At 71.2% G+C, this 23,282-nt stretch carries 17 protein-coding genes; 13 read left to right on the top strand and 4 right to left on the bottom strand.

The genetic code is table 11. The annotated features are described in order from the left end of the window. Positions 1–10 precede the first annotated feature (10 nt). From ACIBI4_RS24455 to argF, 6 genes are all read left to right on the top strand, one after another. A complete protein-coding gene (locus ACIBI4_RS24455) occupies positions 11–301 on the top strand; it encodes a hypothetical protein (protein ID WP_399206148.1) in 291 nt (96 codons plus the stop codon). Between the two features lie 124 nt (positions 302–425). After that, positions 426–1,058, top strand: a complete 633-nt coding sequence (locus ACIBI4_RS24450) for a hypothetical protein (RefSeq protein ID WP_399206147.1) — start codon at positions 426–428, stop codon at positions 1,056–1,058. A gap of 175 nt (positions 1,059–1,233) precedes the next feature. Beyond that, positions 1,234–2,703 carry a 3' terminal RNA ribose 2'-O-methyltransferase Hen1 gene (locus tag ACIBI4_RS24445; protein WP_399206383.1) on the top strand — a complete coding sequence of 490 codons (1,470 nt, stop codon included), beginning with the start codon at positions 1,234–1,236 and terminating at the stop codon, positions 2,701–2,703. Further along, on the top strand, positions 2,700–5,252 hold the full coding sequence (locus ACIBI4_RS24440; RefSeq protein ID WP_399206146.1) for a polynucleotide kinase-phosphatase: 2,553 nt from the start codon (positions 2,700–2,702) through the stop codon (positions 5,250–5,252). Before ACIBI4_RS24445 ends, ACIBI4_RS24440 begins: the two co-directional genes overlap by 4 nt. 131 nt (positions 5,253–5,383) lie before the next feature. After that, positions 5,384–6,619: an arginine deiminase gene (locus tag ACIBI4_RS24435; protein WP_399206145.1), complete on the top strand. Its 1,236-nt coding sequence runs from the start codon at positions 5,384–5,386 to the stop codon at positions 6,617–6,619. Between the two features lie 140 nt (positions 6,620–6,759). Beyond that, the gene (argF, locus tag ACIBI4_RS24430) at positions 6,760–7,758 is read left to right on the top strand and encodes an ornithine carbamoyltransferase (protein WP_399206144.1); all 999 of its coding nucleotides are present in this window, start codon (positions 6,760–6,762) and stop codon (positions 7,756–7,758) included. A gap of 24 nt (positions 7,759–7,782) precedes the next feature. On the opposite strand, the gene ACIBI4_RS24425 is transcribed toward argF, so the two are convergent. Continuing rightward, positions 7,783–8,223 carry an ATP-binding protein gene (locus ACIBI4_RS24425; RefSeq protein WP_399206143.1) on the bottom strand — a complete coding sequence of 147 codons (441 nt, stop codon included), beginning with the start codon at positions 8,221–8,223 and terminating at the stop codon, positions 7,783–7,785. 232 nt (positions 8,224–8,455) lie between these two features. Here ACIBI4_RS24425 and ACIBI4_RS24420 point away from each other — a divergent pair, with 232 nt between their 5' ends. Next, positions 8,456–9,286, top strand: a complete 831-nt coding sequence (locus ACIBI4_RS24420) for an enoyl-CoA hydratase family protein (protein WP_399206142.1) — start codon at positions 8,456–8,458, stop codon at positions 9,284–9,286. Positions 9,287–9,303: 17 nt separating this feature from the next. Next, positions 9,304–11,619 (top strand): bifunctional salicylyl-CoA 5-hydroxylase/oxidoreductase, encoded by a 2,316-nt coding sequence (locus ACIBI4_RS24415; protein WP_399206382.1) that lies wholly within the window; start codon positions 9,304–9,306, stop codon positions 11,617–11,619. A 15-nt stretch (positions 11,620–11,634) separates the two neighbouring features. Here ACIBI4_RS24415 and ACIBI4_RS24410 read toward each other — a convergent pair whose 3' ends face one another. Both ACIBI4_RS24410 and ACIBI4_RS24405 read right to left on the bottom strand, forming a co-directional pair. Continuing rightward, a complete protein-coding gene (locus ACIBI4_RS24410) occupies positions 11,635–12,450 on the bottom strand; it encodes a PaaX family transcriptional regulator C-terminal domain-containing protein (protein WP_399206141.1) in 816 nt (271 codons plus the stop codon). Between the two features lie 4 nt (positions 12,451–12,454). After that, positions 12,455–14,077: an AMP-binding protein gene (locus tag ACIBI4_RS24405; RefSeq protein ID WP_399206140.1), complete on the bottom strand. Its 1,623-nt coding sequence runs from the start codon at positions 14,075–14,077 to the stop codon at positions 12,455–12,457. Between the two features lie 100 nt (positions 14,078–14,177). On the opposite strand from ACIBI4_RS24405, the gene ACIBI4_RS24400 reads away from it, so the two are divergent. Both ACIBI4_RS24400 and ACIBI4_RS24395 read left to right on the top strand, forming a co-directional pair. Then, entirely contained in the window at positions 14,178–15,302 is a 1,125-nt protein-coding gene (locus ACIBI4_RS24400; RefSeq protein ID WP_399206139.1) for an acyl-CoA dehydrogenase family protein, read from the top strand. Further along, complete coding sequence (locus ACIBI4_RS24395) at positions 15,299–15,697, top strand: RidA family protein (RefSeq protein ID WP_399206138.1); 399 nt, start codon at positions 15,299–15,301, stop codon at positions 15,695–15,697. Before ACIBI4_RS24400 ends, ACIBI4_RS24395 begins: the two co-directional genes overlap by 4 nt. Before the next feature lie 85 nt (positions 15,698–15,782). Here the strand turns inward: ACIBI4_RS24395 and ACIBI4_RS24390 are convergent, their stop codons facing one another. After that, positions 15,783–17,312: a helix-turn-helix domain-containing protein gene (locus ACIBI4_RS24390; RefSeq protein WP_399206137.1), complete on the bottom strand. Its 1,530-nt coding sequence runs from the start codon at positions 17,310–17,312 to the stop codon at positions 15,783–15,785. Between the two features lie 185 nt (positions 17,313–17,497). Here ACIBI4_RS24390 and ACIBI4_RS24385 point away from each other — a divergent pair, with 185 nt between their 5' ends. From ACIBI4_RS24385 to acnA, 3 genes are all read left to right on the top strand, one after another. Continuing rightward, positions 17,498–18,961, top strand: a complete 1,464-nt coding sequence (locus ACIBI4_RS24385; RefSeq protein WP_399206136.1) for a hypothetical protein — start codon at positions 17,498–17,500, stop codon at positions 18,959–18,961. 80 nt (positions 18,962–19,041) lie between these two features. Next, the gene (locus ACIBI4_RS24380) at positions 19,042–20,268 is read left to right on the top strand and encodes a MalY/PatB family protein (protein WP_399206135.1); all 1,227 of its coding nucleotides are present in this window, start codon (positions 19,042–19,044) and stop codon (positions 20,266–20,268) included. Between the two features lie 228 nt (positions 20,269–20,496). Beyond that, complete coding sequence (acnA, locus tag ACIBI4_RS24375; protein ID WP_399206134.1) at positions 20,497–23,211, top strand: aconitate hydratase AcnA; 2,715 nt, start codon at positions 20,497–20,499, stop codon at positions 23,209–23,211. The last annotated feature ends 71 nt before the right edge of the window (positions 23,212–23,282 follow it).

Genomic DNA, 23,282 nt, shown 5'->3' with positions numbered 1-23,282 from the left:
GGTGGGGAAGATGGCGCAGACAGGCAGTGGCAGCGGCAGCAGCGTGACGGGCTGGATCCACGCGACGGCCAGCGTCCTGGTCGGCGCGGCCGCGCTCCTCATGCTCGGCGTCCGCTTCTTCTCCGCCACCACGGCCGGCGCGGTGGCCATCGGTGTCGCGCTCGTCGGCCTCGTGATCGAGGCGAAGAACGGCGACACCTCTCCGCGCCGCACCTTCCATCTCGCCGGTCTGGTCCTCGGCATCGCGGCGGCCGTCCTGGCGCAGATCGTGCCCTCGTTGTTCTACTTCGCGTCGATGTAGCGCCCGCTTCGCGACGAAGCAGCGCCCGCAGGAACCCCACCGAGCTGCACTGCCCGGATCGGCCCGCTCCTGCCCGTATCGCTCCGAGTCCCCCTTGTGACCTCCGGTTTTGCATAATGCTCGGATGGCACAGGGGCTTCAGCGCAGGCGCGCACAGGGAAGGAGCGCCGAACGGACCGTTCTCCCGCCGCCCCTGTGGCTGCGGTGCGAGGGCGTCGCCGTCGGGCTGCTCGGCGCTGCCGTGATCGTGGTCTGCGGCGCGGTCGGCGCGCTGGCCGGACTGCCCGGCACCCAGGCCGTCGCCGGCGGGATCGTCGCGGCGCTCGCCCTCACGCTCTACCTCGTCGTCACGCGCGCGGGCCGGGTGATCTGCGCCGCTGTCGCCGCGCTCGGGGTCGCCCTCGCGCTGCTCGTCCCGCAGATCGCCTCCGAGGTGACGCTCGCCGGGCGCGGCCAGAGGGTGCAGGTCGTGGTGACCGCCGTCGCGGCGGGCGGCGAGAACGGCCGCTATCTGTGCTCCGTGCGCTACGGGGACGGGACGCCCGTGAAGCGGCGCCTCTCCCGCGGCTGTTCGGCCGCTGTGACGCCGGGCTCGTCGATCGGGATGATGTACGACCCGTTGGGCCGGCTCGCCCCGCGCGGCATCGGCGCGAAGGGCGCCACATGGCGGCTGGCCGCCCAGGGCGCCGCGCTCGCCGGGACACTCGCCGTCCTGTCGTATCTCGCGGTCGTACGGTCGATCCGGCGCCGGGTCTGAGCGGCGGGCGTCCGAGCGGCGGGCGTCCGAGCGGCGGGGCGTCCGGCGGGCCGGGACCTTCGCCGGTCGTACGAGCCGAAAATCCCTGCAGGTCGCGGCGGTGACCGGGGTACTTTGTGCGGACGCCCGCATCCGGGCGTACCCCACCATCCGCCCCCTCAGTGAGGCACTCACCGTGTTCCTGACGATCACCACGACCGGCACGCCGGACCGCCCTGCCACCGACCTCGGCTACCTGCTCCACAAGCATCCCGACAACGCGCAGGTGTTCAGCACCGCGCAGGGCCGGGCGCATGTGCTGTATCCCGAGGCGGATGACCAGCGGTGCACGGCGGCGCTGCTCCTGGAGATCGATCCCGTCGCGCTCGTGCGCAAGGGGAGGGGCAAGGGCCGCGGCGGAGCACCCGACGCGGCACTCGCGCAGTACGTGAACGACCGGCCGTACGCCGCCTCGTCGCTGCTCGCGGTGGCCCTGAGCGGTGTGTTCAAGTCCGCGCTGCGCGGAGTGTGCCCCGCGCGTCCCGAGCTCGTCGGGCAGGCGCTGCCGCTGCGGATCGAGGTGCCCGCACTGCCCGCACGCGGCGGCGCGGCACTCGTCACCAAGCTCTTCGAGCCGCTCGGCTGGACCGTCACCGCGGAGCCCGTCGCGCTCGACGGCGCCTTCCCCGAGTGGGGCGCCTCGCGCTACGTACGCCTTGTTCTGGAGGGCGAGAAGGTCCTGGCGGAAGCGCTGCGGCACCTGTACGTCCTGCTGCCGGTACTCGACGACGCCAAGCACTACTGGGTCTCGCCCGACGAGGTCGACAAGCTGCTGCGCGCCGGTGAGGGCTGGCTCGCCGAGCACCCCGAGCACAAACTGATCACCAGCCGCTACCTGGCGCGGCGCTGGGCGCTGACGCGCGAGGCGATGGAGCGGCTCGAACTGGTCCGGCTCGCCGACCTCGACGAACTCGCCGTCGAGGAGGTCGACAACGCCGTCGACGAGGCGACCGACACCGAGGAGAAGCCGGTCCCGCTGGCCGTACAGCGACGCGACGCGATCATCGACGCGCTCAAGTCGTCCGGCGCGCACCGCGTGCTCGACCTGGGCTGCGGCCAGGGCCAGTTGGTGCAGGCGCTGCTCAAGGACGTGACGTTCACCGAGATCGTCGGCACCGATGTGTCGATGCGCGCCCTCACCATCGCGTCCCGGCGGCTCAAGCTGGAGCGCATGGGGGAGCGGCAGGCCGCGCGCGTGAAGCTCTTCCAGGGCTCGCTCGCGTACACCGACAAGCGGCTCAAGGGGTACGACGCCGCCGTGCTCAGTGAGGTCATCGAGCACCTCGACCTGCCGCGGCTGCCCGCCCTGGAGTACGCGGTCTTCGGCGCGGCCCGCCCCACGACCGTGATCGTGACCACGCCGAACGTCGAGTACAACGTCCGCTGGGAATCGCTCCCCGCCGGCCACGTCCGCCACGGCGACCACCGCTTCGAGTGGACGCGCGCGGAGTTCGCGGACTGGGCGGGCAAGGTCGCCGGACGGCACGGCTACACCGTCGAGTTCAGGCCCGTCGGGCCGGACGACCCCGAGGTGGGGCCGCCCACGCAGATGGCAGTTTTCACGAAAGCGGCGAACGACAACACGAAGGGAGAGCAGGCCGCATGACACACACAACCGAGGAGCGCCCCACCGGCCGCGTCCTGCCCGTCACCGATCTGTCCCTCGTGGTCCTGATCGGATCCACCGGATCGGGCAAGTCCAGCTTCGCCCGCAAGCACTTCAAGCCCACCGAGGTGCTCTCCAGCGACTTCTTCCGCGGCCTCGTCGCCGACGACGAGAACGACCAGAGCGCCAGCGGCGACGCCTTCGACGTCCTGCACTACATCGCGGGCAAGCGCCTGGCCGCGGGCCGGCTCACCGTCGTGGACGCCACGAACGTGCAGAGCGAGTCCCGGCGTCAGCTCGTGCAGATCGCGCGCGAGCACGACGTCCTGCCCATCGCGATCGTCCTCGACGTCCCCGAGGAGGTCTGCGCCGCGCGCAACGCGACGCGCGCCGACCGCGCCGGGATGCCCCGCCGCGTCATCCAGCGCCACCAGCGCGAACTGCGCCGCTCCCTGCGGCACCTGGAGCGCGAGGGCTTCCGCAAGGTGCACATCCTGCGCGGCGTCGAGGACATCGAGCACGCCACGATCTCCCTGGAGAAGCGCTACAACGACCTCGCCCACCTCACCGGCCCCTTCGACATCATCGGCGACATCCACGGCTGCCGCTCCGAACTCGACACCCTGCTCGGCAAGCTGGGGTACGACGACGGGGTGCACCCCGAGGGCCGTACGGCCGTCTTCGTGGGCGACCTCGTCGACCGCGGACCGGACAGCCCGGGCGTGCTGCGGCGCGTGATGTCGATGGTCAAGGCGGGACACGCGATCTGCGTGCCCGGCAACCACGAGAACAAGTTCGGCCGCTACCTCAAGGGCCGAGGCGTCCAGCACACCCACGGGCTCGCCGAGACCATCGAGCAGATGGAGGGCGAGAGCGAGGAATTCCGGGCGGAGGTGAGGGAGTTCATCGACGGGCTGGTCAGCCACTACGTGCTCGACGAGGGCAAGCTCGTCGTCTGCCACGCCGGCCTGCCCGAGAAGTACCACGGCCGCACCTCGGGCCGGGTCCGCAGCCACGCGCTGTACGGCGACACCACCGGCGAGACCGACGAGTTCGGCCTGCCCGTGCGCTACCCGTGGGCCGAGGACTACCGCGGCCGCGCCGCCGTGGTCTACGGCCACACCCCGGTGCCGTCCGCGAGCTGGGTCAACAACACGATCTGCCTCGACACGGGCGCCGTCTTCGGCGGCAGGCTCACCGCGCTGCGCTGGCCGGAGCGCGAACTGGTCGACGTACCGGCCGAGAAGGTCTGGTACGAGCCGGTCAAGCCGCTCGCGCCCGAGGCACCGGGCGGCCACGAGGGCCGTCCGCTCGACCTCGCGGACGTGCAGGGCCGGCGGATCGTGGAGACCGGCGAGCACGGGCGGATCTCGGTGCGCGAGGAGAACGCGGCGGCGGCGCTGGAGGTCATGAGCCGCTTCGCGGTGGACCCGCGCCTGGTCCCGTACCTGCCGCCGACCATGGCGCCGACGGCGACATCGAAGGTCGAGGGCTACCTGGAGCACCCGGCCGAGGCCTTCGCGCAGTACGCGGCGGACGGTGTCGAGCGCGTCGTGTGCGAGGAGAAGCACATGGGCTCGCGGGCCGTGGCACTGGTGTGCCGCGACGCGGAAGCCGCGCGCGAGCGCTTCGGCGTCGAGGGCGTCACGGGCTCCCTCTACACCCGCACCGGACGTCCCTTCTTCGCCGACACCGCGGTCACCGAGGAGGTACTCGGCCGCGTGCGGTCGGCGGTCTCCGAGGCCGGTCTCTGGGACGAACTCGGCACGGACTGGCTTCTCCTGGACGCCGAACTGCTGCCGTGGTCGCTGAAGGCCGGCGGACTGCTGCGCTCGCAGTACGCGGCGGTGGGTGCGGCGGCCGGGGCGGTGTTCCCGGGTGCGCTCGCCGCGCTCGAAGCGGCGGTCGCGCGCGGAGTCGAGGCGGGGGAGCTGCTGACCCGGCAGCGGGAACGGGCCGCGGACGCCTCGGCGTTCACGGACGCGTACCGGCGCTACTGCTGGACCACCGACGGCCTCGAGGGCGTTCGGCTCGCCCCCTTCCAGATCCTCGCCGTCCAGGGCCGCAGCATGGCGGCCGTCCCGCACGACGAACAGCTGGCCCTGCTCGACCGGCTGGTCGCCTCGGACTCCACCGGCCTGCTGCGGACGACACGCCGTTTGTACGTGGACACGGGCTCGCCCGAGTCCGTGGCCGCGGGCATCGACTGGTGGCTGGAGATGACCGGGCGCGGCGGCGAGGGCATGGTCGTCAAGCCGGTCGCGGCGCTGGCGCGCTCCGGCAAGGGGCAGCTCGTCCAGCCCGGCATCAAGTGCCGTGGCCGCGAGTACCTGCGGATCATCTACGGCCCCGAGTACACGCGCCCGGAGAACCTGGACCGCCTCCGTCAGCGCTTCCTCGCCCACAAGCGGTCGCTGGCTCTGCGTGAGTACGCGCTGGGGCTGGAGTCCCTCGGCCGGCTGGCCGCGGGTGAGCCGTTGTGGCGCGTCCACGAGGCGGTGTTCGCGGTCCTCGCGCTGGAGTCGGAGCCGGTGGACCCGCGGTTGTAGTCAGCCTGGCCGGCGTTTGAGGCCATCCGGACGAAGTCCGGATTCGGGGTCTGGGGCGCAGCCCCAGTTCCGGGAAGGGGCGGGTAGGGGAAAAGCGTCCCCACCCGCCCCGCCTGGGGAAGGATGCCGACATGGGATTCCACGTCGACTCAGAGACCGGGCGCCTGCGCCGCGTCATCCTGCACCGGCCCGACCTGGAGCTGAAGCGCCTGACGCCCAGCAACAAGGACGCCCTCCTCTTCGACGACGTCCTGTGGGTCCGCAGGGCCCGTCAGGAGCACGACGGCTTCGCCGATGTCCTCAGGGACCGCGGCGTGGCCGTCCACCTCTTCGGCGACCTGCTGGAGGAGACCCTCACCCGGGCCGCGGCCCGGGCCCTCATCCTCGACCGCGTCTTCGACGAGAAGGCCTACGGCCCGCTGGCCACCCCCACCTTGCGGGAGGCCTTCGCCACGATGTCCGCGCCGGACCTCACCACCGCCCTCGTCGGCGGCATGACCAAGCGTGAGTACCTGGCCCGCCACCCGGAGCCGACCTCCGTCCGCTTCCACGCCATGGAGCTCGACGACTTCCTGCTGGGCCCGCTCCCCAACCACCTCTTCACACGCGACACCTCCGCCTGGATCTACGACGGCGTCTCGATCAACGCGATGCGCTGGCCCGCCCGCCAGCGCGAGACGGTCCACTTCGAGGCGATCTACCGCCACCACCCGCTCTTCCGGGGCGAGCAGGCCGGCGCGTTCCACCACTGGTCCGAGGGCCAGTCCGACTACCCGTCGACGATCGAGGGCGGCGACGTCCTCGTCATCGGCAACGGTGCCGTCCTCATCGGCATGAGCGAGCGCACCACCCCGCAGGCCGTCGAGATGCTGGCGCACAAGCTCTTCGCGGCCGGTTCGGCCCGCAGCATCGTGGCGCTCGACATGCCCAAGCGCCGCGCCTTCATGCACCTCGACACCGTGATGACGATGGTCGACGGCGACACCTTCACCCAGTACGCGGGCCTGGGCATGCTCCCCTCGTACACCATCGAACCGGGCGTCGGGGAGCAGGAGTTGAAGGTCACCGACCATCCGCCGGAGCACATGCACCGCGCCATCGCCGCGGCCCTCGGCCTCGACGCGATCCGCGTTCTGACCGCGACGCAGGACGTCCACTCCGCCGAGCGCGAGCAGTGGGACGACGGCTGCAACGTGCTGGCCGTCGAGCCGGGCGTCGTCATCGCCTACGAGCGGAACGCGACCACGAACACGTATCTGCGCAAGGAAGGCATCGAGGTCATCGAGATCCGCGGCAGCGAGCTGGGCCGGGGCCGCGGCGGTCCGCGCTGCATGAGCTGTCCGGTCGAGCGGGACGCGGTCGTCTGAGCGAGGGTGGACGCAGGGGCGCCCGACGATGTGCGGCCGCTCACAGCGGCTGTATACATTTGCTGATGCTCGTATAGACTTGCAGGCACGATGACCTGCTCGTACGATCCCGCACACCCTCACCCCCTTGGAGACCGCGCATGGCCGCCGACCTGACCGGGCGTTCCTTCCTCAAGGAGCTCGACTTCACCGCCGAGGAATTCACCGGCCTGATCGAGCTGGCCGCCGAGCTCAAGGCGGCGAAGAAGGCCGGGACCGAGACCAAGCGGCTGAGCGGCAGGAACATTGCGCTGATCTTCGAGAAGACCTCCACCCGTACGCGCTGTGCGTTCGAGGTCGCGGCCGCCGACCAGGGCGCCTCCACCACGTATCTCGACCCGTCCGGCTCGCAGATAGGCCACAAGGAGTCGGTGAAGGACACCGCGCGCGTCCTCGGCCGGATGTTCGACGGCATCGAGTTCCGCGGGGACAGCCAGGCCGGCGTCGAGGAGCTCGCCGCGTACTCCGGCGTGCCCGTCTGGAACGGTCTGACCGACGACTGGCACCCGACGCAGATGCTCGCCGACGTGCTCACGATGACCGAGCACAGCACGAAGCCGCTCACCGGGATCGCCTTCGCCTACCTGGGCGACGCCCGCTTCAACATGGGCAACTCGTACCTGGTGACGGGCGCTCTGCTCGGCATGGACGTACGGATCGTCGCGCCCCGCGCGTACTGGCCGGCCGAGGAGATCGTCGCCGAGGCGCGCGCCCTCGCCGAGAAGAGCGGCGCGCGGATCACGCTCACAGAGGAGCTCGAAGAGGGCGTGCGCGGCGCGGACTTCGTCGCCACCGACGTCTGGGTCTCGATGGGCGAGCCGAAGGAGGTCTGGGCCGAACGGATCGCGGCGCTGACCCCGTACGCCGTGACGATGGACGTGCTGCGCGCGACCGGCAACGCGGATGTGAAGTTCCTGCACTGCCTGCCGGCCTTCCACGACCTCGGCACGAAGGTCGGCCGGGAGATCCACGAGCAGTACGGGCTCGACTCGCTCGAAGTCACCGACGAGGTCTTCGAGTCGGCGCACTCGGTCGTCTTCGACGAGGCGGAGAACCGGCTGCACACCATCAAGGCCGTGATGGTGGCGACCCTGGGCTGAGGCCGGACGGGTGGACCGGCGGACTCAGACCGCCGGCCGCGCCGAAAGCGTGAACCACACCGCCTTGCCGGACTCGGTGAGGCGGTGTCCGCATGCCTGGCTCAGGGTGCGGATCAGAAGCAGCCCGCGGCCGTGTTCCTGCCAGGGGTCCGGCTCGTCGAGCGGGGCGGGGCGGGTGAGGTCGCCGGGCGGCTGCGGGGACGGGTCGTGCACCTCGACCTGGCAGCCCGTGGGCAGCAGCTCCACGACCAGTTCGATGGGGGCGTCGCCGGAGGTGTGCTCGACGGCGTTCGCGACAAGTTCCGCCGTGAGCAGTTCCGCCGTGTCGCAGTCCGCCGCGCTCGACGGGTCGATGTCCTGCAGCGCCGTACGGACCAGGGCGCGGGCGACGGGCACGGCCGCAACGGTGTGCGGAAGTGCGATACGCCAGGAGGCGGGGGGTTCGTGCAAGGCGGGTCCGTTCACATGCAGGCTGTCCTGCTTTCAACCATAGGAAGCGTAACCCCAAGGTCTGTAGAGCCGCCGGGCCGGGGCCAGGTGGGACGAACGCCACACCGACAGGGACTTTCGGCCGGGCACGGGCCTGCGCGCGCCACGGACCGGCATCGGGGTAGCGCGGGTATCGCGCCCTCGTGACGACAGTCACATCAGGGTGATAACTTCGAAGGGCCGCCCAGCGCCCAGGAGGTCCGTGCCCATGAGCCCGTTCACCGGTTCCGCGTCCCGCACCCCCGAGTGGCGGCACCTCGATGTGGCCGTGGACGACAGCGGCGTCGCCACCGTCACGCTCGCCCGCCCCGAGAAGCTGAACGCGCTGACCTTCGGCGCCTACGCCGACCTGCGCGATCTGCTCGCCGAGCTCTCCCGCGAACGCTCCGTCAGGGCGCTCGTCCTGGCCGGAGAAGGCCGCGGCTTCTGCTCCGGCGGCGACGTCGACGACATCATCGGCGCCACGCTAGCCATGGACACCGCCCAGCTGCTCGACTTCAACCGGATGACCGGCCAGGTCGTCCGCGCGATCCGCGAGTGCCCCTTCCCGGTGATCGCCGCGCTGCACGGGGTCGCCGCGGGCGCCGGGGCGGTGCTCGCGCTCGCCGCGGACTTCCGGGTCGCCGACCCCACGGCACGCTTCGCGTTCCTCTTCACCAAGGTCGGTCTCTCCGGCGGCGACATGGGCGCGGCCTATCTGCTGCCCCGCGTCGTCGGCCTCGGACACGCCACACGGCTCCTGATGCTCGGCGACACGGTGCGCGCCCCCGAGGCCGAACGGATCGGGCTGATCAGCGAACTGACCGGGGAAGGCGGCGCCGACGAGGCCGCGCAGCACCTCGCCCACCGGCTCGCGGACGGTCCGGCCCTCGCGTACGCGCAGACGAAGGCGCTGCTCACGGCCGAGCTCGACATGCCGCTCGCGGCCGCCGTCGAGATGGACGCGGCGACCCAGGCGCTCCTGATGAACGGTGAGGACTACGCGGAGTTCCACGCCGCCTTCACCGCGAAGCGCCCGCCGAAGTGGCAGGGCAAGTGACCGGCGGCGGCGCGAGCATGGAGGCGGCGATGGACGGCACCCCCGTACCGCAGGGCTCCCCGGCACCTCTCCGCGTCGCCGTGATCGGCGGCGGACCCGGCGGTCTGTACGCGGCCGCGCTGCTCAAGCGGCTCGACCCGGCCCGCGAGATCACCGTCTGGGAGCGCAACGCACCGGACGACACCTTCGGCTTCGGCGTCGTTCTCTCCGACGAGACGCTCGGCGGGATCGAGCACGCCGACCCGGTCGTGTACGCGGCGATGCAGCGCGAGTTCGTGCGCTGGGACGACATCGACATCGTGCACCGCGGCCGGCGTTCCACCTCCGGCGGCCATGGCTTCGCCGCCCTCGGCCGCAAGCGGCTGCTGCAGATCCTGCACGAGCGCTGCGCGGCGCTCGGCGTGGAGCTCCGCTTCCGCACCGAGGCACCGCCCGCGGCCGAGCTGAGCGGCGCGTACGACCTGGTGATCGCCGCCGACGGCGTGCACAGCCTGACCCGCGCCGCCCAGGAGGAGGCGTTCGGCCCGCGCATCGAGGAGCACCGCTGCCGCTACATCTGGCTCTCCGCCGACTTCGCCTTCGACGCCTTCCGCTTCGAGATCGCCGAGACCGAGCACGGCGTGATGCAGCTGCACGGCTACCCGTACAGCGACAGCGCGTCCACGGTGATCGTCGAGATGCGCGAGGAGGTCTGGCAGGCCGCCGGATTCGAGGGGCTCGACGAGCGCGAGTCCGTGGAGCGCTGCGCGAAGCTTTTCGCCGACGCACTCGACGGCCGCCCGCTCACCTCCAACAACTCCTCGTGGATCCGCTTCCGTACCGTCGTCAACGACCGCTGGTCGCACGGCAATACGGTGCTGCTCGGCGACGCCGCCCACACCGCGCACTTCTCCATCGGCTCCGGCACCAAGCTCGCCGTCGAGGACGCCCTCGCGCTCGCGGCCTGTCTGCAGGAGCAGCCCACGATCGAGCAGGCCCTCCACGCGTACGAGGAGGAGCGGCGCCCCGTCGTCACCTCCACGCAGCGTGCGGCCCGGGCGAGCCTGGAGTGGTTCGAGGAGCTGAGTCGCTATGTCGACCAGCCGCCCGGGCAGTTCGCGTTCAACCTGCTCACCCGCAGCCGCCGGGTCACCCACGAGAATCTGCGGCTGCGCGACCCCGGGTTCACGGCGGACGTGGAGCGCGAGTTCGGCTGCCCGCCGGACACCCCGCCCATGTTCACCCCGTACACGATCGGCGGGCTGACGCTCAGGAACCGGGTGGTCGTCTCGCCGATGGACATGTACTCGGCGGTCGACGGACTTCCCGGCGACTTCCATCTCGTCCACCTCGGGGCGCGCGCGCTCGGCGGCGCGGGACTGGTGATGACCGAGATGGTCTGCGTCAGCCCCGAGGGCCGGATCACCCCGGGCTGCGCGGGCCTGTGGACCGCCGAACAGGCCGCCGCCTGGACCCGGATCACCGGCTTCGTGCACGCCCAGGCGCCCGGCACCGCGATCGGGCTGCAGCTCGGCCACTCCGGCCGCAAGGGCTCCACGAAGCTGATGTGGGAGGGCATCGACGAGCCCCTCGACGAGGGCAACTGGCCGCTCGTGGCCCCGTCCCCGCTGCCGTACAAGGAGAAGAACCAGACCCCGCACGAGCTCACCCACGACGAACTCACCACGATCCGCGAGCAGTTCGCCTCCTCCGCGTGGCGAGGCGCGCGCTGCGGCTTCGACCTGCTCGAACTGCACTGCGCGCACGGCTATCTGCTCTCCGGCTTCCTCTCCCCGCTGACCAACCGGCGCACGGACGAGTACGGCGGCTCGCTGCCGAACCGTCTGCGCTACCCCCTGGAGGTCTTCGACGCGGTCCGCGCCATCTGGCCCGCCGACCGCCCCATGACGGTCCGCATCTCCGCGACGGACTGGGCCGAGGGCGGCACCGACGGGGACGACGCGGTGGAGATCGCGCGGGCCTTCGCGGCGCACGGCGCGGACGCCGTCGATGTGTCGACCGGGCAGGTGGTGGCCGACGAACGGCCCGCGTACGGACGCTCGTACCAGACGCCGTTCGCCGACCGGATCCGCCAGGAGACCGGCATCCCGGTCATCGCCGTCGGCGCGATCTCCTCCTGGGACGACGTCAACTCACTGATCCTGGCGGGCCGCACCGACCTGTGCGCCCTGGCCCGCCCGCACCTCTACGACCCGCACTGGACCCTGCACGCGGCCGCCGAACAGGGCTATACGGGACCGGGCATCAGCTGGCCGCTCCCGTACCGGGCGGGCAGCCGCCGCCCGCAGACCGGCCGCACGGATGCGCCCAAGCAGCGCCTCACGCTCAACTAGGGCGCGCGGCGGCCATCAGGGGGCGCCGAGCTCCACGAACGCGGCCCCCGCATCGCGCAGCCGCGCGTGCAGCCGTCCGAACACCTCCGCCGATCTGCTGCCGGGCCAGTGACCGGGCAGCAGTTCGGCGGGCAGGACCGGGTCCGCGTACGGGAGGTGGCGCCAGGAGTCGAGCGCCATCAGGTAGTCGCGGTACGCGGCCTCGGCCGGGGTGTCCTCACGTGCCTCCCAGGCCGCGAGCACCGGCTCGTGGCGGTGCAGGAACTCCAGGTGCAGCTTGGCGAGCGCGTCCAGGTCCCACCAGCGGGCCACCGCGTCCGCGGTCGCCGCGAAGCCGAGGTGGGTGCCGCGGAACAGGTCGACGTACGCGTCGAGCCCGAGCCGCTCCAGGGTGTGCCGGGTCTCCTCGTACAGCCGGGCGGGCGCGATCCACACGCCGGGCGCCGCCGTGCCGAAGCCGAGCCGCGCCAGCTGCGAGCGCAGGACGTGCCGCTTGCTGCGCTCGGCCTCCGGCACCGAGAACACCGCGAGCACCCAGCCCTCCTCGGACGCGGGCGGACCGGCGGCGTAGATCCGCCGGTCCCCGTCGTCGAGCAGCCGGCGCGCCTCGCCGGAGAGGGCGTAGCCCGCGGTGCCCCGGCCGGTGCGCTCGGGCACGAGCAGGCCGCGCCGCTTGAGCCGCGACACGGACGAGCGCACCGCCGGTGCGTCGACACCGACCGCGGCGAGCAGCCGGATCAGCTCGGCGACCGGTACGGACCCTTCGGTCCGCCGCCCGTAGGCCCCGTAGAAGCTGACGATCAGTGATCGCGGAGTCTGCTGCTCTGCCACGCGATCACTCTAGAACGCGCAGTTTGAAGCGCTGCAGCTTCCCCGTCGGTGTGCGCGGCAGGGCCTCGGGGAACTCGATCAGGCGCGGGCACTTGTACGGCACCAGCTCGCCCTTCACGAACTCCCGCAGCACCTCGGCGGTCGTCTCCGACTTCGGCACCCCGTCCCGCAGCACGACGTACGCGGCGACGACCTGGCCGCGCAGCTCGTCGGGCTGCCCGACGACCGCGGCCTCCAGGACGTCCGGATGCCGCAGCAGGGCGTCCTCGACCTCGGGACCCGCGATGTTGTACCCGGCCGAGATGATCATGTCGTCCGCGCGGGCCACATAGCGGAAGTAGCCGTCCGGCTCACGGACATAGGTGTCGCCCGTGATGTTCCAGCCGTCGCGTACGTACTCCAGCTGCCGCGGATCCGACAGATAGCGGCAGCCGACCGGACCGCGCACCGCGAGCAGCCCCGGCTCCCCGTCGGCCACCGGCTTGCCCTCGCCGTCCACCACGCGCGCGGACCAGCCGGGGACGGGGGTGCCCGTCATGCCGGGACGGATCGCGTCGTCGGCGGCGGAGATGAAGATGTGCAGGAGCTCGGTCGCCCCGATCCCGTTGATGATTTTCAGGCCGGTCCGCTCGTACCAGCTCTGCCAGGTCGCGGACGGCAGGTTCTCCCCGGCGGACACACAGCGGCGCAGGGACCGTACGTCCGCGCCGCGGTTGTCGATCTCCTCCAGCATCGCGCGGTAGGCGGTCGGCGCGGTGAACACCACGGACACGCCGTGCTCGGAGATCGCGGGCAACAACTGCTTGGGACCGGCCTGTTCGAGCAGCAGCGCACTCGCGCCCGCCCGCATCGGGAAGATCACCAGTCCGCCGAGGCCGAAGGTGAAGCCGAGCGGGGGACTGCCCGCGAAGACATCGTCCGGCCCGGGCCCGAGGACATGCCGCGAAAAGGTGTCGGCGATGGCGAGCACATCACGGTGGAAGTGGATGCAGCCCTTCGGCCGCCCCGTCGTCCCGCTCGTGAACGCGATCAGGGCGACATCGTCCGCGGCCGTCTCCACCGGCGCGAACACCTCCGGCTGCTCCTCGGCGAGCCGCAGCAGATCGTCGGGTCCGGACCCGCCGAAGGCGGTCACCCGCAGACCGGGCACATCCTTGAGGTCGCCGAGGAAACGCGCGTCGCACAGCGCGTGACCCACCCGGGCGATCTCGCACATTGTGGCCAGCTCGTGCGCGCGGTGCTGGGCGAGCACGGTGACGGCGACCGCACCCGCCTTCATCACCGCGAGCCAGCAGGCCGCGAGCCAGGGGGTGGTCGGGCCGCGCAGCAGGACCCGGTTGCCCGGGACGACCCCGAGCTCCGAGGTCAGTACATGCGCGATCCGGTCGACCTGTCCTTGCAGTTGTCCGTACGTCCACACCTCGCCGGTGTCCGTACGGAACACGGTCCGTCCGGCGCCGAAGCGCTCGACGGTCGTATCGAGCAGTTCCGCCCCGCAGTTGAGGCGGTCGGGGTAGTGCAGCTCGGGCAGATCGAAGGTGAGATCCGGCCACTGGTCGGCGGGCGGCAGATGGTCCCGCGTGAAGGTGTCCGCGTGGGCGGACGGGGTGAGCGGTGTCGGCTCCATATTGGCTGCCCCTTCGCTGTGGTGGGGTCGCGCAACGAGCGTATCGTGATGGTGACGACAGTCAACGGTGCGCGATACACCCGATGGAGGGAGAGCCACGGTGCCGGAGTTCGCCCTGGACCCCAAGGCGGCCGCGTGGTGCGAGGAGCTGCGCACCCTGGCCGCACAGCGTCTGCGTCCGCTCGCGGAGGCAGGTGAACCGGGAGCGGTCAACCGACCGTTGGTCGCGGCCCTCGGCGAACTCGGGCTGCTCGCCCGCCTGTTCACCGCAGGCTCGCTCGACCTGTGCCTGATGCGCGAGTCCCTCGCGTACGGCTGTACGGAGGCGGAGACGGCCCTCGCGCTGCAGGGGCTCGGCGCGTATCCCGTGCACTACCACGGCACCGACGCCCAGCGCGCGCGCTGGCTGCCGGAGGTCTCCGCCGGCCGGGCGGTCGCGGCCTTCGCGCTGAGCGAGCCGGGCGCGGGCTCGGACGCGGCGGCGCTGGCGCTCGAAGCCGCCCCGGACGGCGAGGGGTGGCGCCTCACCGGCGAGAAGTGCTGGATCTCGAACGCGCCCGGCGCCGACTTCTACACGGTCTTCGCCCGGACGACGGCGGACGCGGGCGCGCGCGGCGTGACCGCGTTCCTCGTGCCGGCCGACCGGCCGGGGCTGTCCGGCGAACCCCTGGAAATGCTCTCGCCGCACCCGATCGGCTCGCTGGCCTTCGACGGCGTACGGGTGGACGCCTCCGACGTCCTCGGCGAGGTGGACCGGGGCTTCCGCGTCGCGATGACGACCCTGAACCTCTTCCGGCCGAGCGTGGGCGCCTTCGCCGTCGGCATGGCGCAGGCGGCGCTGGACGCGACGCTCGCGCACACCGCCGGGCGCGAGGCGTTCGGCGGGCGTCTGAAGGACCTCCAGACCGTCGCCCATCAGATCGCCGAACTGGCCACCCGCACCGAGGCGGCCCGGCTGCTCGTCTACGCGGCGGCGGCCGCGTACGACCGCGGTGAGGCGGATGTGCCGCGGCGGGCGGCGATGGCGAAACTACTCGCGACCGAGACGGCGCAGCAGGTCGTCGACGCGGCCGTGCAGCTCCACGGCGCCCGCGCGCTGCGGCGCGGCCATCTGCTCGAACATCTCTACCGGGAGGTCCGGGCGCCCCGGATCTACGAGGGGGCCACCGAGGTGCAGCGCGAGATCATCGCGAAGGAGCTCTACAAGGAAGCGGGCCTGTCATGACCCTGGAACGCATCAACCCCGCCGAACTCTCGCCGCCCACCGGCTTCTCGCACGCGGTCACCGTGACCGGCTCGCGGCTTGTCTTCCTGGCGGGCCAGACCGCCCTGGACAAGGACGGCAAGGTGGTCGGCACGACGCTCACCGAGCAGTTCGAGCTGGCCCTGACCAACCTCCTCACCGCCCTCGCGGCGGCTGGCGGCGCCCCACAGGATCTGGCCCGCGTCACCGTCTACGCCACGGACGTCGCCGACTACCGCGACAAGGCCCATGAACTCGGCCGCATCTGGCGCCGGTTGGCGGGCCGCGACTATCCGGCGATGGCGGTGATCGGGACCGTACGCCTGTGGGACGAGCAATGCCTGGTGGAGCTGGAGGGGGTGGCGGCGGTGGGCTGAACCCGGCGCGCACCCTGCCCGAGCGGCACGAAGGCCCCCGCCCGGACGAACCGGGCGGGGGCCTCGCACTTCTCGCATGCCGTTGCTAGATGTCCCGGAACGTCTCGATCTGAGCACCCACCGAATTGAGCCGCTCGGCGAGATCCTCGTAACCGCGGTTGATGACGTACACGTTGCGCAGCACCGAGGTGCCGTCCGCCGCCATCATCGCGAGCAGGACGACGACCGCGGGACGCAGGGCGGGCGGGCACATCATCTCGGCCGCGCGCCAGCGGGTCGGGCCCTCGACCAGGACGCGGTGCGGGTCCAGGAGCTGGAGGCGGCCGCCGAGGCGGTTGAGGTCCGTGAGGTAGATCGCGCGGTTGTCGTAGACCCAGTCGTGGATCAGGGTCTTGCCCTGGGCCGCCGCCGAGATCGCCGCGAAGAACGGGACGTTGTCGATGTTCAGGCCCGGGAACGGCATCGGGTGGATCTTGTCGATCGGCGCCTCCAGCTTGGAGGGCCGGACCGTCAGGTCCACCAGCCGCGTACGGCCGTTGTCCGCCGCGTACTCCGCCGAGCGGTCGTGGTCGAGACCCATCTCCTCCAGGACCGCGAGCTCGATCTCCATGAACTCGATCGGCACACGGCGGATGGTGAGCTCGGACTCCGTCACGACGGCCGCGGCGACCAGGCTCATCGCCTCGACCGGGTCCTCGGAGGGGGAGTAGTCGACGTCGACGTCGATCTGCGGGACGCCGTGCACGGTGAGCGTGGTGGTGCCGATGCCCTCGACCTTGACGCCGAGCGCCTCCAGGAAGAAGCACAGGTCCTGGACCATGTAGTTGGACGAGGCGTTGCGGATCACGGTGACGCCGTCGTTGCGGGCGGCCGCGAGCAATGCGTTCTCCGTCACGGTGTCGCCGCGCTCGGTCAGCACGATCGGCCGGTCCGGCCTGATCGAGTGGTCGACCTCGGCGTGGTAGATGCCCTCGGTCGCCGCGATGTCCAGACCGAAGCGGCGCAGCGCGATCATGTGCGGCTCGATCGTGCGCGTCCCGAGGTCGCAACCGCCCGCGTACGGCAGCTTGAAGCGGTCCATACGGTGCAGGAGCGGGCCGAGGAACATGATGATCGAACGGGTGCGGATGGCCGCGGCCGAGTCGATCGCGTCCATGTCGAGCGTGGCCGGCGGGACGATCTCGAGGTCCTTGCCGTCGTTGATCCAGCGCGCGCGGACCCCGATGGAGTTCAGGACCTCGAGAAGGCGGTAGACCTCCTCGATCCGCGCGACCCGGCGCAGCACGGTACGGCCCTTGTTGAGCAGTGAGGCGCAAAGCAGCGCGACACAGGCGTTCTTGCTTGTCTTGACGTCGATGGAGCCGGAGAGCCGGCGTCCGCCCACGACCCTGAGGTGCATGGGTCCCGCGTACCCCAGAGAGACGATCTCACTGTCGAGAGCTTCACCGATTCGGGCGATCATCTCAAGGCTGATGTTCTGGTTCCCGCGCTCGATGCGGTTCACAGCGCTCTGGCTGGTACCGAGTGCCTCGGCGAGCTGTGACTGTGTCCAGCCCCGATGTTGACGGGCGTCACGGATGAGCTTGCCGATGCGTACGAGGTAGTCGTCTGCCATGGCGCGACCGTATACCGGATGTGAGATAGAGGAAAAGCGGAGCGCGTCCGTCCGTGTAACCGACCATCCGTCACCCGCCTCACACCTCGCACCGGTTGCACATGCTTTGCCCGTAATGCGCACTCTGCTCACTCTTGCGACCCGCGGCAGGAGTGTCACGTCAGGCGCCCTGTACCGTCGCCGCCGTGACCGATCACGCCCTCGGCGTACTGCGCCGGCACCCCCGCCTGGCGGCGCTCGCCGCCTTCCCGTTCGACTTCGATCTGGACCGCGCCGCGCACGGCCATGTCGAGGCCGTCCGTCTCGCTTCGGGCGGACCGCTGGAGGTCATCGCGGGTGACGACACCGGCGGTACGTTCTTCCGCTGCGGCGACGGCAGCGTCCTGTACGCCTCGTCGGAGGGCGCTGCGGGCATCATCGGGTCCAGTGTCGACGAGGCCCTGGACATCCTGACCGGACTGCCCGGCTGGGCGGACTACATCGACTTGGCTCCGCAGGACGGCGAAGAGGCGATACACGAAGCCGTGGCGGAGACGGAGGACAGTCTGCGCGAGTCGTACGGGATCGACGAGGAGCGCGCCGAACTCCGCGCGGCCCTGGGCTTTCCCGAACGCTCCCCGATGGAACTCATCGGCCTGCTGCACGCGGCGCTGCTGCGCACCGAGCCCGGGTTCGTCCTTCTGAACGCGGACGAGGGCCGCGCGTACCGCCTCCTCGACCGGCATCCGCGCCCCGGCCTCTGGGAGCCGGTGCTCGCGTCGGGCCGCGCCGGCCTCGCGGCGCTGCGCGACGGCGAGGACGAGGCGTGGCGCGCGACGGAGCAGGATCCCGTACGTCGCCGTCTCGTGCTGCGCGCGGCGCAGTTCGACCGCCGGGACGCGGATCTCCCCCTGTTGCGCCGACTGCTGCGGCAGGAGGCCGGATCGTCGATGACGGACGAACTGCGGCTGGCCGCCGTGCTCGTCGGCCTGGGCGGAAGGCCCGAGGACCTGCCGCTGCTCAACGAGGTGCGCGAGACCGACTTCGACACGGCGTGCGGTCTGGGCGGGATGCCCGCGCCGGACGCCGACGGCCCGGCCCTGCTCGCGTGGGCGCGCGAGCTGGACGAGTCGATGTTCGGCACCGACCCGGCGGACGAACCGCTCGGCACCTGGACCGGTCTGGCGGCGGACCAGGGCCTGACGGAGTACGCGCGCGTCCCGCTCATCCGCCGCCTCGACGAGATCGAGCTGAACCAGGGCCTGCTGCGTGACCCGCGCGATCCGGACCGGCTGAACCCCGGTCCGCTCCGCTCCCTCGCGTACGACTTCGACCGGCTCGGCGACCTGCCCCAGGCGCTGCGCGCCCAGCGTCTGTGCAGTGCGCTGCAGGACACCGCCTGGGACCGGGTGTCATCCCTGCGTGACCTGGCCGAGCTGGAACGCAGGTCCGGCGAGCCGGCGGCGGCGGCCCGCACGCTCGCCCGGCTGCGCGCCGTTCTCGACGCGCCCGACGACACGCTCGCGTACTGGCACCGGGTGAACCTCGGCCGTTTCATCGTCCGCGAACACGAGAGCGTGGCCGAGGCGCTGCGGGACGCCGGCGAGTCCGGGCTCGCGGCGGACCTGTCCGAGGCGGCGAACGGGGTGAGGGCGCGGTTGAGCTCGTAGGCCCGCACGGGCGGCGCGAGGTGAGGGCCCTGCGGCCGCAACCCGTTGACCCGCACCCCGGCTTGGGATGTCCTGGCGCGATGGCAACCGACCTCGCTGCAGAAGCCCTCCGCACCGACCCCCTCGTCCAGCTCACGCTGGACCAGCTCCGCCGCCGCACCAGCGTCAAATGGCGCACCCACCCCGAGGACGTCCTCCCCCTGTGGGTGGCCGAGATGGACGTGCCCCTCGCGCCCGCCGTCGCGGACGCGCTGCGGGCCGCGATCGAGATCGGGGACACCGGTTACGCGCACGGGGACGGATACGCGTTGGCGCTGGCGGATTTCGCGGTCGAGCGGTGGGGCTGGGAGGGGATCGCCGTCGAGCGCACCGCGGTCGTGCCCGATGTGATGCTCGGGATCGTGGAGGTGCTCCGGCTCGTCACGCGGCCCGGCGACGCGGTGGTCGTCTGCTCGCCCGTGTATCCGCCGTTCTACGCGTTCGTACGGCATGACGCGCGCGAGATCGTCGAGGCGCCGCTCGGCGCGGACGGGCGGATCGACCCCGCGGCCCTGGAGGACGCGTTCCGGCGGGCGCGCCAGGGCGGCCGGGGCGCCGCGTTCCTCATGAGCAACCCGCACAATCCGACTGGAGTAGTGCATACCAGGGCGGAACTGGAGACCGTTGCCGAGCTCGCCCGGCGGTACGGGGTGCGGGTGGTCGCGGATGAGATCCACGCGCCGCTGGTGCTGCCCGGTGCCGTCTTCACGCCGTATCTGAGCGTGCCCGGGGCCGAGGACGCCTTCGCGCTGACCTCGGCCTCCAAGGCATGGAACCTCGCGGGGCTCAAGGCGGCGCTCGCCGTCGCGGGCCCGCAGGCCGCCGCCGATCTGGCCCGGCTGCCGGAGGAGGTGAGCCACGGCCCCAGCCATCTCGGGGTCATCGCCCACACCGCCGCGTTCCGCGACGGCACCGGCTGGCTCGACGAACTGCTCACCGGACTCGACGCGAACCGGGATCTCCTGGGCACACTTGTCGCACAGGAACTGCCGGGCGTGCGCTGGCTCCGCCCCGAGGGTACGTATCTCGCCTGGCTCGACTGCACCGCGCTCGGGCTGCACGAGGAGGGTGACGGCCCGGGCATCGTCAGCGAACTGGCCGGACCCGCGAGGATGTTCCTCGACGACGCACGCGTCGCCCTCAGCTCGGGTCATGTCTTCGGGGCCGGCGGCGCGGGCTGCGTGCGGCTCAACTTCGCCACATCACCCGCGGTGCTCCGCGAGGCGCTGGCCAGGATGGGCCGCGCGGTACGGGGCACACGTACGTGAGCGCCATCCGGGCACACGTACGTGACCAGCGCAACAAGCCTGGGCATGACCAAGCCCCGGCGATGTACTAGAGTTATCTCGACATCGAGATATCTGCCAGGCGTGCCGCAGCCGCCACCCCGGTCGAGCCGGTAAGGGTTACCTAACTTAGCCCTACCTTAGCGGACCGGACTCAGGTCGTGGCGGCAGGATGCGGTGGGAACGCGCACATATATGAAGGAGACTGTCGTGTCGGCGAACAGCTTCGACGCCCGCAGCACGCTGCGCGTGGGCGACGAGTCGTACGAGATCTTCAGGCTGGACAAGGTCGAGGGCTCCGCACGCCTTCCCTACAGCCTCAAGGTTCTCCTGGAGAACCTGCTCCGGACCGAGGACGGCGCGAACATCACCGCCGACCACATCCGCGCCCTCGGCACCTGGGACTCGCAGGCTCAGCCGAGCCAGGAGATCCAGTTCACGCCCGCCCGCGTGATCATGCAGGACTTCACCGGCGTGCCCTGTGTCGTCGACCTCGCCACCATGCGCGAGGCCGTCAAGGAGCTCGGCGGCGACCCGAACAAGATCAACCCGCTCTCCCCGGCCGAGATGGTCATCGACCACTCCGTCATCGCCGACAAGTTCGGCACCAACGACGCGTTCGCGCAGAACGTCGAGCTGGAGTACGGCCGCAACAAGGAGCGCTACCAGTTCCTGCGCTGGGGCCAGACCGCCTTCGACGACTTCAAGGTCGTCCCGCCGGGCACCGGCATCGTGCACCAGGTCAACATCGAGCACCTGGCCCGTACGGTCATGGTCCGTAACGGCCAGGCGTACCCCGACACCCTCGTCGGCACCGACTCGCACACCACGATGGTCAACGGCCTGGGCGTCCTGGGCTGGGGCGTCGGCGGCATCGAGGCCGAGGCCGCGATGCTCGGCCAGCCGGTCTCGATGCTCATCCCGCGCGTCGTCGGCTTCAAGCTGACCGGTGAGCTCAAGCCGGGCACCACCGCCACCGACCTCGTGCTCACGATCACCGAGATGCTGCGCAAGCACGGCGTCGTCGGCAAGTTCGTCGAGTTCTACGGCGAGGGTGTGGCCGCCACCTCGCTGGCGAACCGCGCCACCATCGGCAACATGTCGCCGGAGTTCGGCTCCACCGCCGCGATCTTCCCGATCGACGGCGAGACCCTGAACTACCTGAAGCTGACCGGCCGCTCCGAGCAGCAGGTCGCGCTCGTCGAGGCGTACGCCAAGGAGCAGGGCCTCTGGCTCGACCCGGCCGCCGAGCCCGACTTCTCCGAGAAGCTGGAGCTCGACCTCTCCACGGTCGTCCCCTCGATCGCCGGCCCGAAGCGCCCGCAGGACCGCATCGTCCTCGCGAACGCCGCCGAGCAGTTCAAGACGGACGTCCTGAACTACGTCGACACCGCCGACGAGGCGGGCAAGGAGTCCTTCCCGGCCTCCGACGCCCCGGCCTCCTCCAACGGCGTCCCGTCGAACCCGGTCACCGTGACCGCCCCCGACGGCTCGACGTACGAGATCGACCACGGCGCCGTCACCGTCGCCGCGATCACCTCCTGCACCAACACCTCGAACCCGTACGTGATGGTCGCCGCCGCGCTCGTCGCGAAGAAGGCCGTCGAGAAGGGCCTGACCCGCAAGCCGTGGGTCAAGACCACCCTCGCCCCGGGCTCGAAGGTCGTCACCGACTACTTCGACAAGGCGGGCCTGACCCCGTACCTCGACAAGGTCGGCTTCAACCTGGTCGGTTACGGCTGCACCACCTGCATCGGCAACTCGGGCCCGCTGCCCGAGGAGGTCTCGAAGGCCGTCAACGACCACGACCTGGCCGTGACCTCGGTGCTCTCCGGCAACCGCAACTTCGAGGGCCGGATCAACCCCGACGTCAAGATGAACTACCTGGCGTCCCCGCCGCTGGTCGTCGCATATGCCCTCGCCGGCTCCATGAAGGTGGACATCACCACCGAGGCGCTCGGCACCGACCAGGACGGCAAGCCGGTCTTCCTGGCCGACATCTGGCCGACCGAGGCCGAGGTCAACGACGTCGTCGCGAACGCGATCGGCGAGGACATGTTCTCGAAGTCCTACGAGGACGTGTTCGCCGGTGACGCCCAGTGGCAGGCGCTGTCCATCCCGACGGGCAACACCTTCGAGTGGGACGCCGAGTCCACCTACGTCCGCAAGCCCCCTTACTTCGAGGGCATGACGATGGAGACCACCCCGGTCTCCGACATCGCGGGCGCGCGCGTCCTGGCCAAGCTGGGCGACTCGGTCACCACCGACCACATCTCCCCGGCCGGTGCGATCAAGGCCGACACCCCCGCCGGCCAGTACCTCACCGAGCACGGTGTGGCCCGTCGTGACTTCAACTCCTACGGCTCGCGCCGAGGCAACCACGAGGTCATGATCCGCGGCACGTTCGCCAACATCCGCCTGCGCAACCAGATCGCGCCGGGCACCGAGGGCGGCTTCACCCGCGACTTCACCAAGGCCGACAAGCCGGTGTCGTTCATCTACGACGCCTCGCAGAACTACCAGGCCGCCGGCACCCCGCTGGTCATCCTGGGCGGCAAGGAGTACGGCTCCGGCTCGTCCCGCGACTGGGCCGCCAAGGGCACCGCGCTCCTGGGCGTCAAGGCCGTCATCACCGAGTCGTACGAGCGCATCCACCGCTCGAACCTCATCGGCATGGGCGTCCTGCCGCTGCAGTTCCCGGCCGGCCAGAACGCCGACTCCCTCGGCCTGACCGGTGAGGAGACCTTCTCCATCACCGGCATCACCGAGCTCAACGAGGGCACGACCCCGGCGACCGTCAAGGTCACCACGGACACGGGCGTCGAGTTCGACGCGGTCGTCCGTATCGACACCCCCGGCGAGGCGGACTACTACCGCAACGGCGGCATCATGCAGTACGTGCTGCGCAACCTGATCCGCAACTGAGCGATCCGGTAACGCAGTCGGGCCCCCTCTCCCAGCTGGGAGAGGGGGCCCGACCTGCTTACTGCTCCGGC

This window comes from Streptomyces sp. NPDC050418, assembly GCF_044458745.1.
In the GTDB taxonomy this organism is placed as follows: Bacteria; Actinomycetota; Actinomycetes; order Streptomycetales; family Streptomycetaceae; genus Streptomyces.
Note: the sequence above shows the minus strand (reverse complement) of the source record. Positions and strands in the feature narration are given on the sequence as shown.

Excerpts from the sequence above, each read along its gene's own strand:
- ACIBI4_RS24380 (WP_399206135.1), top strand. The coding sequence starts at position 19,042 with ATGGCAACCGACCTCGCTGCAGAAGCCCTCCGCACCGACCCCCTCGTC.
- ACIBI4_RS24455 (WP_399206148.1), top strand. The coding sequence starts at position 11 with ATGGCGCAGACAGGCAGTGGCAGCGGCAGCAGCGTGACGGGCTGGATC.
- ACIBI4_RS24435 (WP_399206145.1), top strand. The coding sequence starts at position 5,384 with ATGGGATTCCACGTCGACTCAGAGACCGGGCGCCTGCGCCGCGTCATC.
- ACIBI4_RS24420 (WP_399206142.1), top strand. The coding sequence starts at position 8,456 with ATGAGCCCGTTCACCGGTTCCGCGTCCCGCACCCCCGAGTGGCGGCAC.
- ACIBI4_RS24395 (WP_399206138.1), top strand. The coding sequence starts at position 15,299 with ATGACCCTGGAACGCATCAACCCCGCCGAACTCTCGCCGCCCACCGGC.
- ACIBI4_RS24450 (WP_399206147.1), top strand. The coding sequence starts at position 426 with ATGGCACAGGGGCTTCAGCGCAGGCGCGCACAGGGAAGGAGCGCCGAA.
- ACIBI4_RS24390 (WP_399206137.1), bottom strand. The coding sequence starts at position 17,312 with ATGGCAGACGACTACCTCGTACGCATCGGCAAGCTCATCCGTGACGCC.
- ACIBI4_RS24440 (WP_399206146.1), top strand. The coding sequence starts at position 2,700 with ATGACACACACAACCGAGGAGCGCCCCACCGGCCGCGTCCTGCCCGTC.
- ACIBI4_RS24405 (WP_399206140.1), bottom strand. The coding sequence starts at position 14,077 with ATGGAGCCGACACCGCTCACCCCGTCCGCCCACGCGGACACCTTCACG.
- argF (WP_399206144.1), top strand. The coding sequence starts at position 6,760 with ATGGCCGCCGACCTGACCGGGCGTTCCTTCCTCAAGGAGCTCGACTTC.
- ACIBI4_RS24415 (WP_399206382.1), top strand. The coding sequence starts at position 9,304 with ATGGAGGCGGCGATGGACGGCACCCCCGTACCGCAGGGCTCCCCGGCA.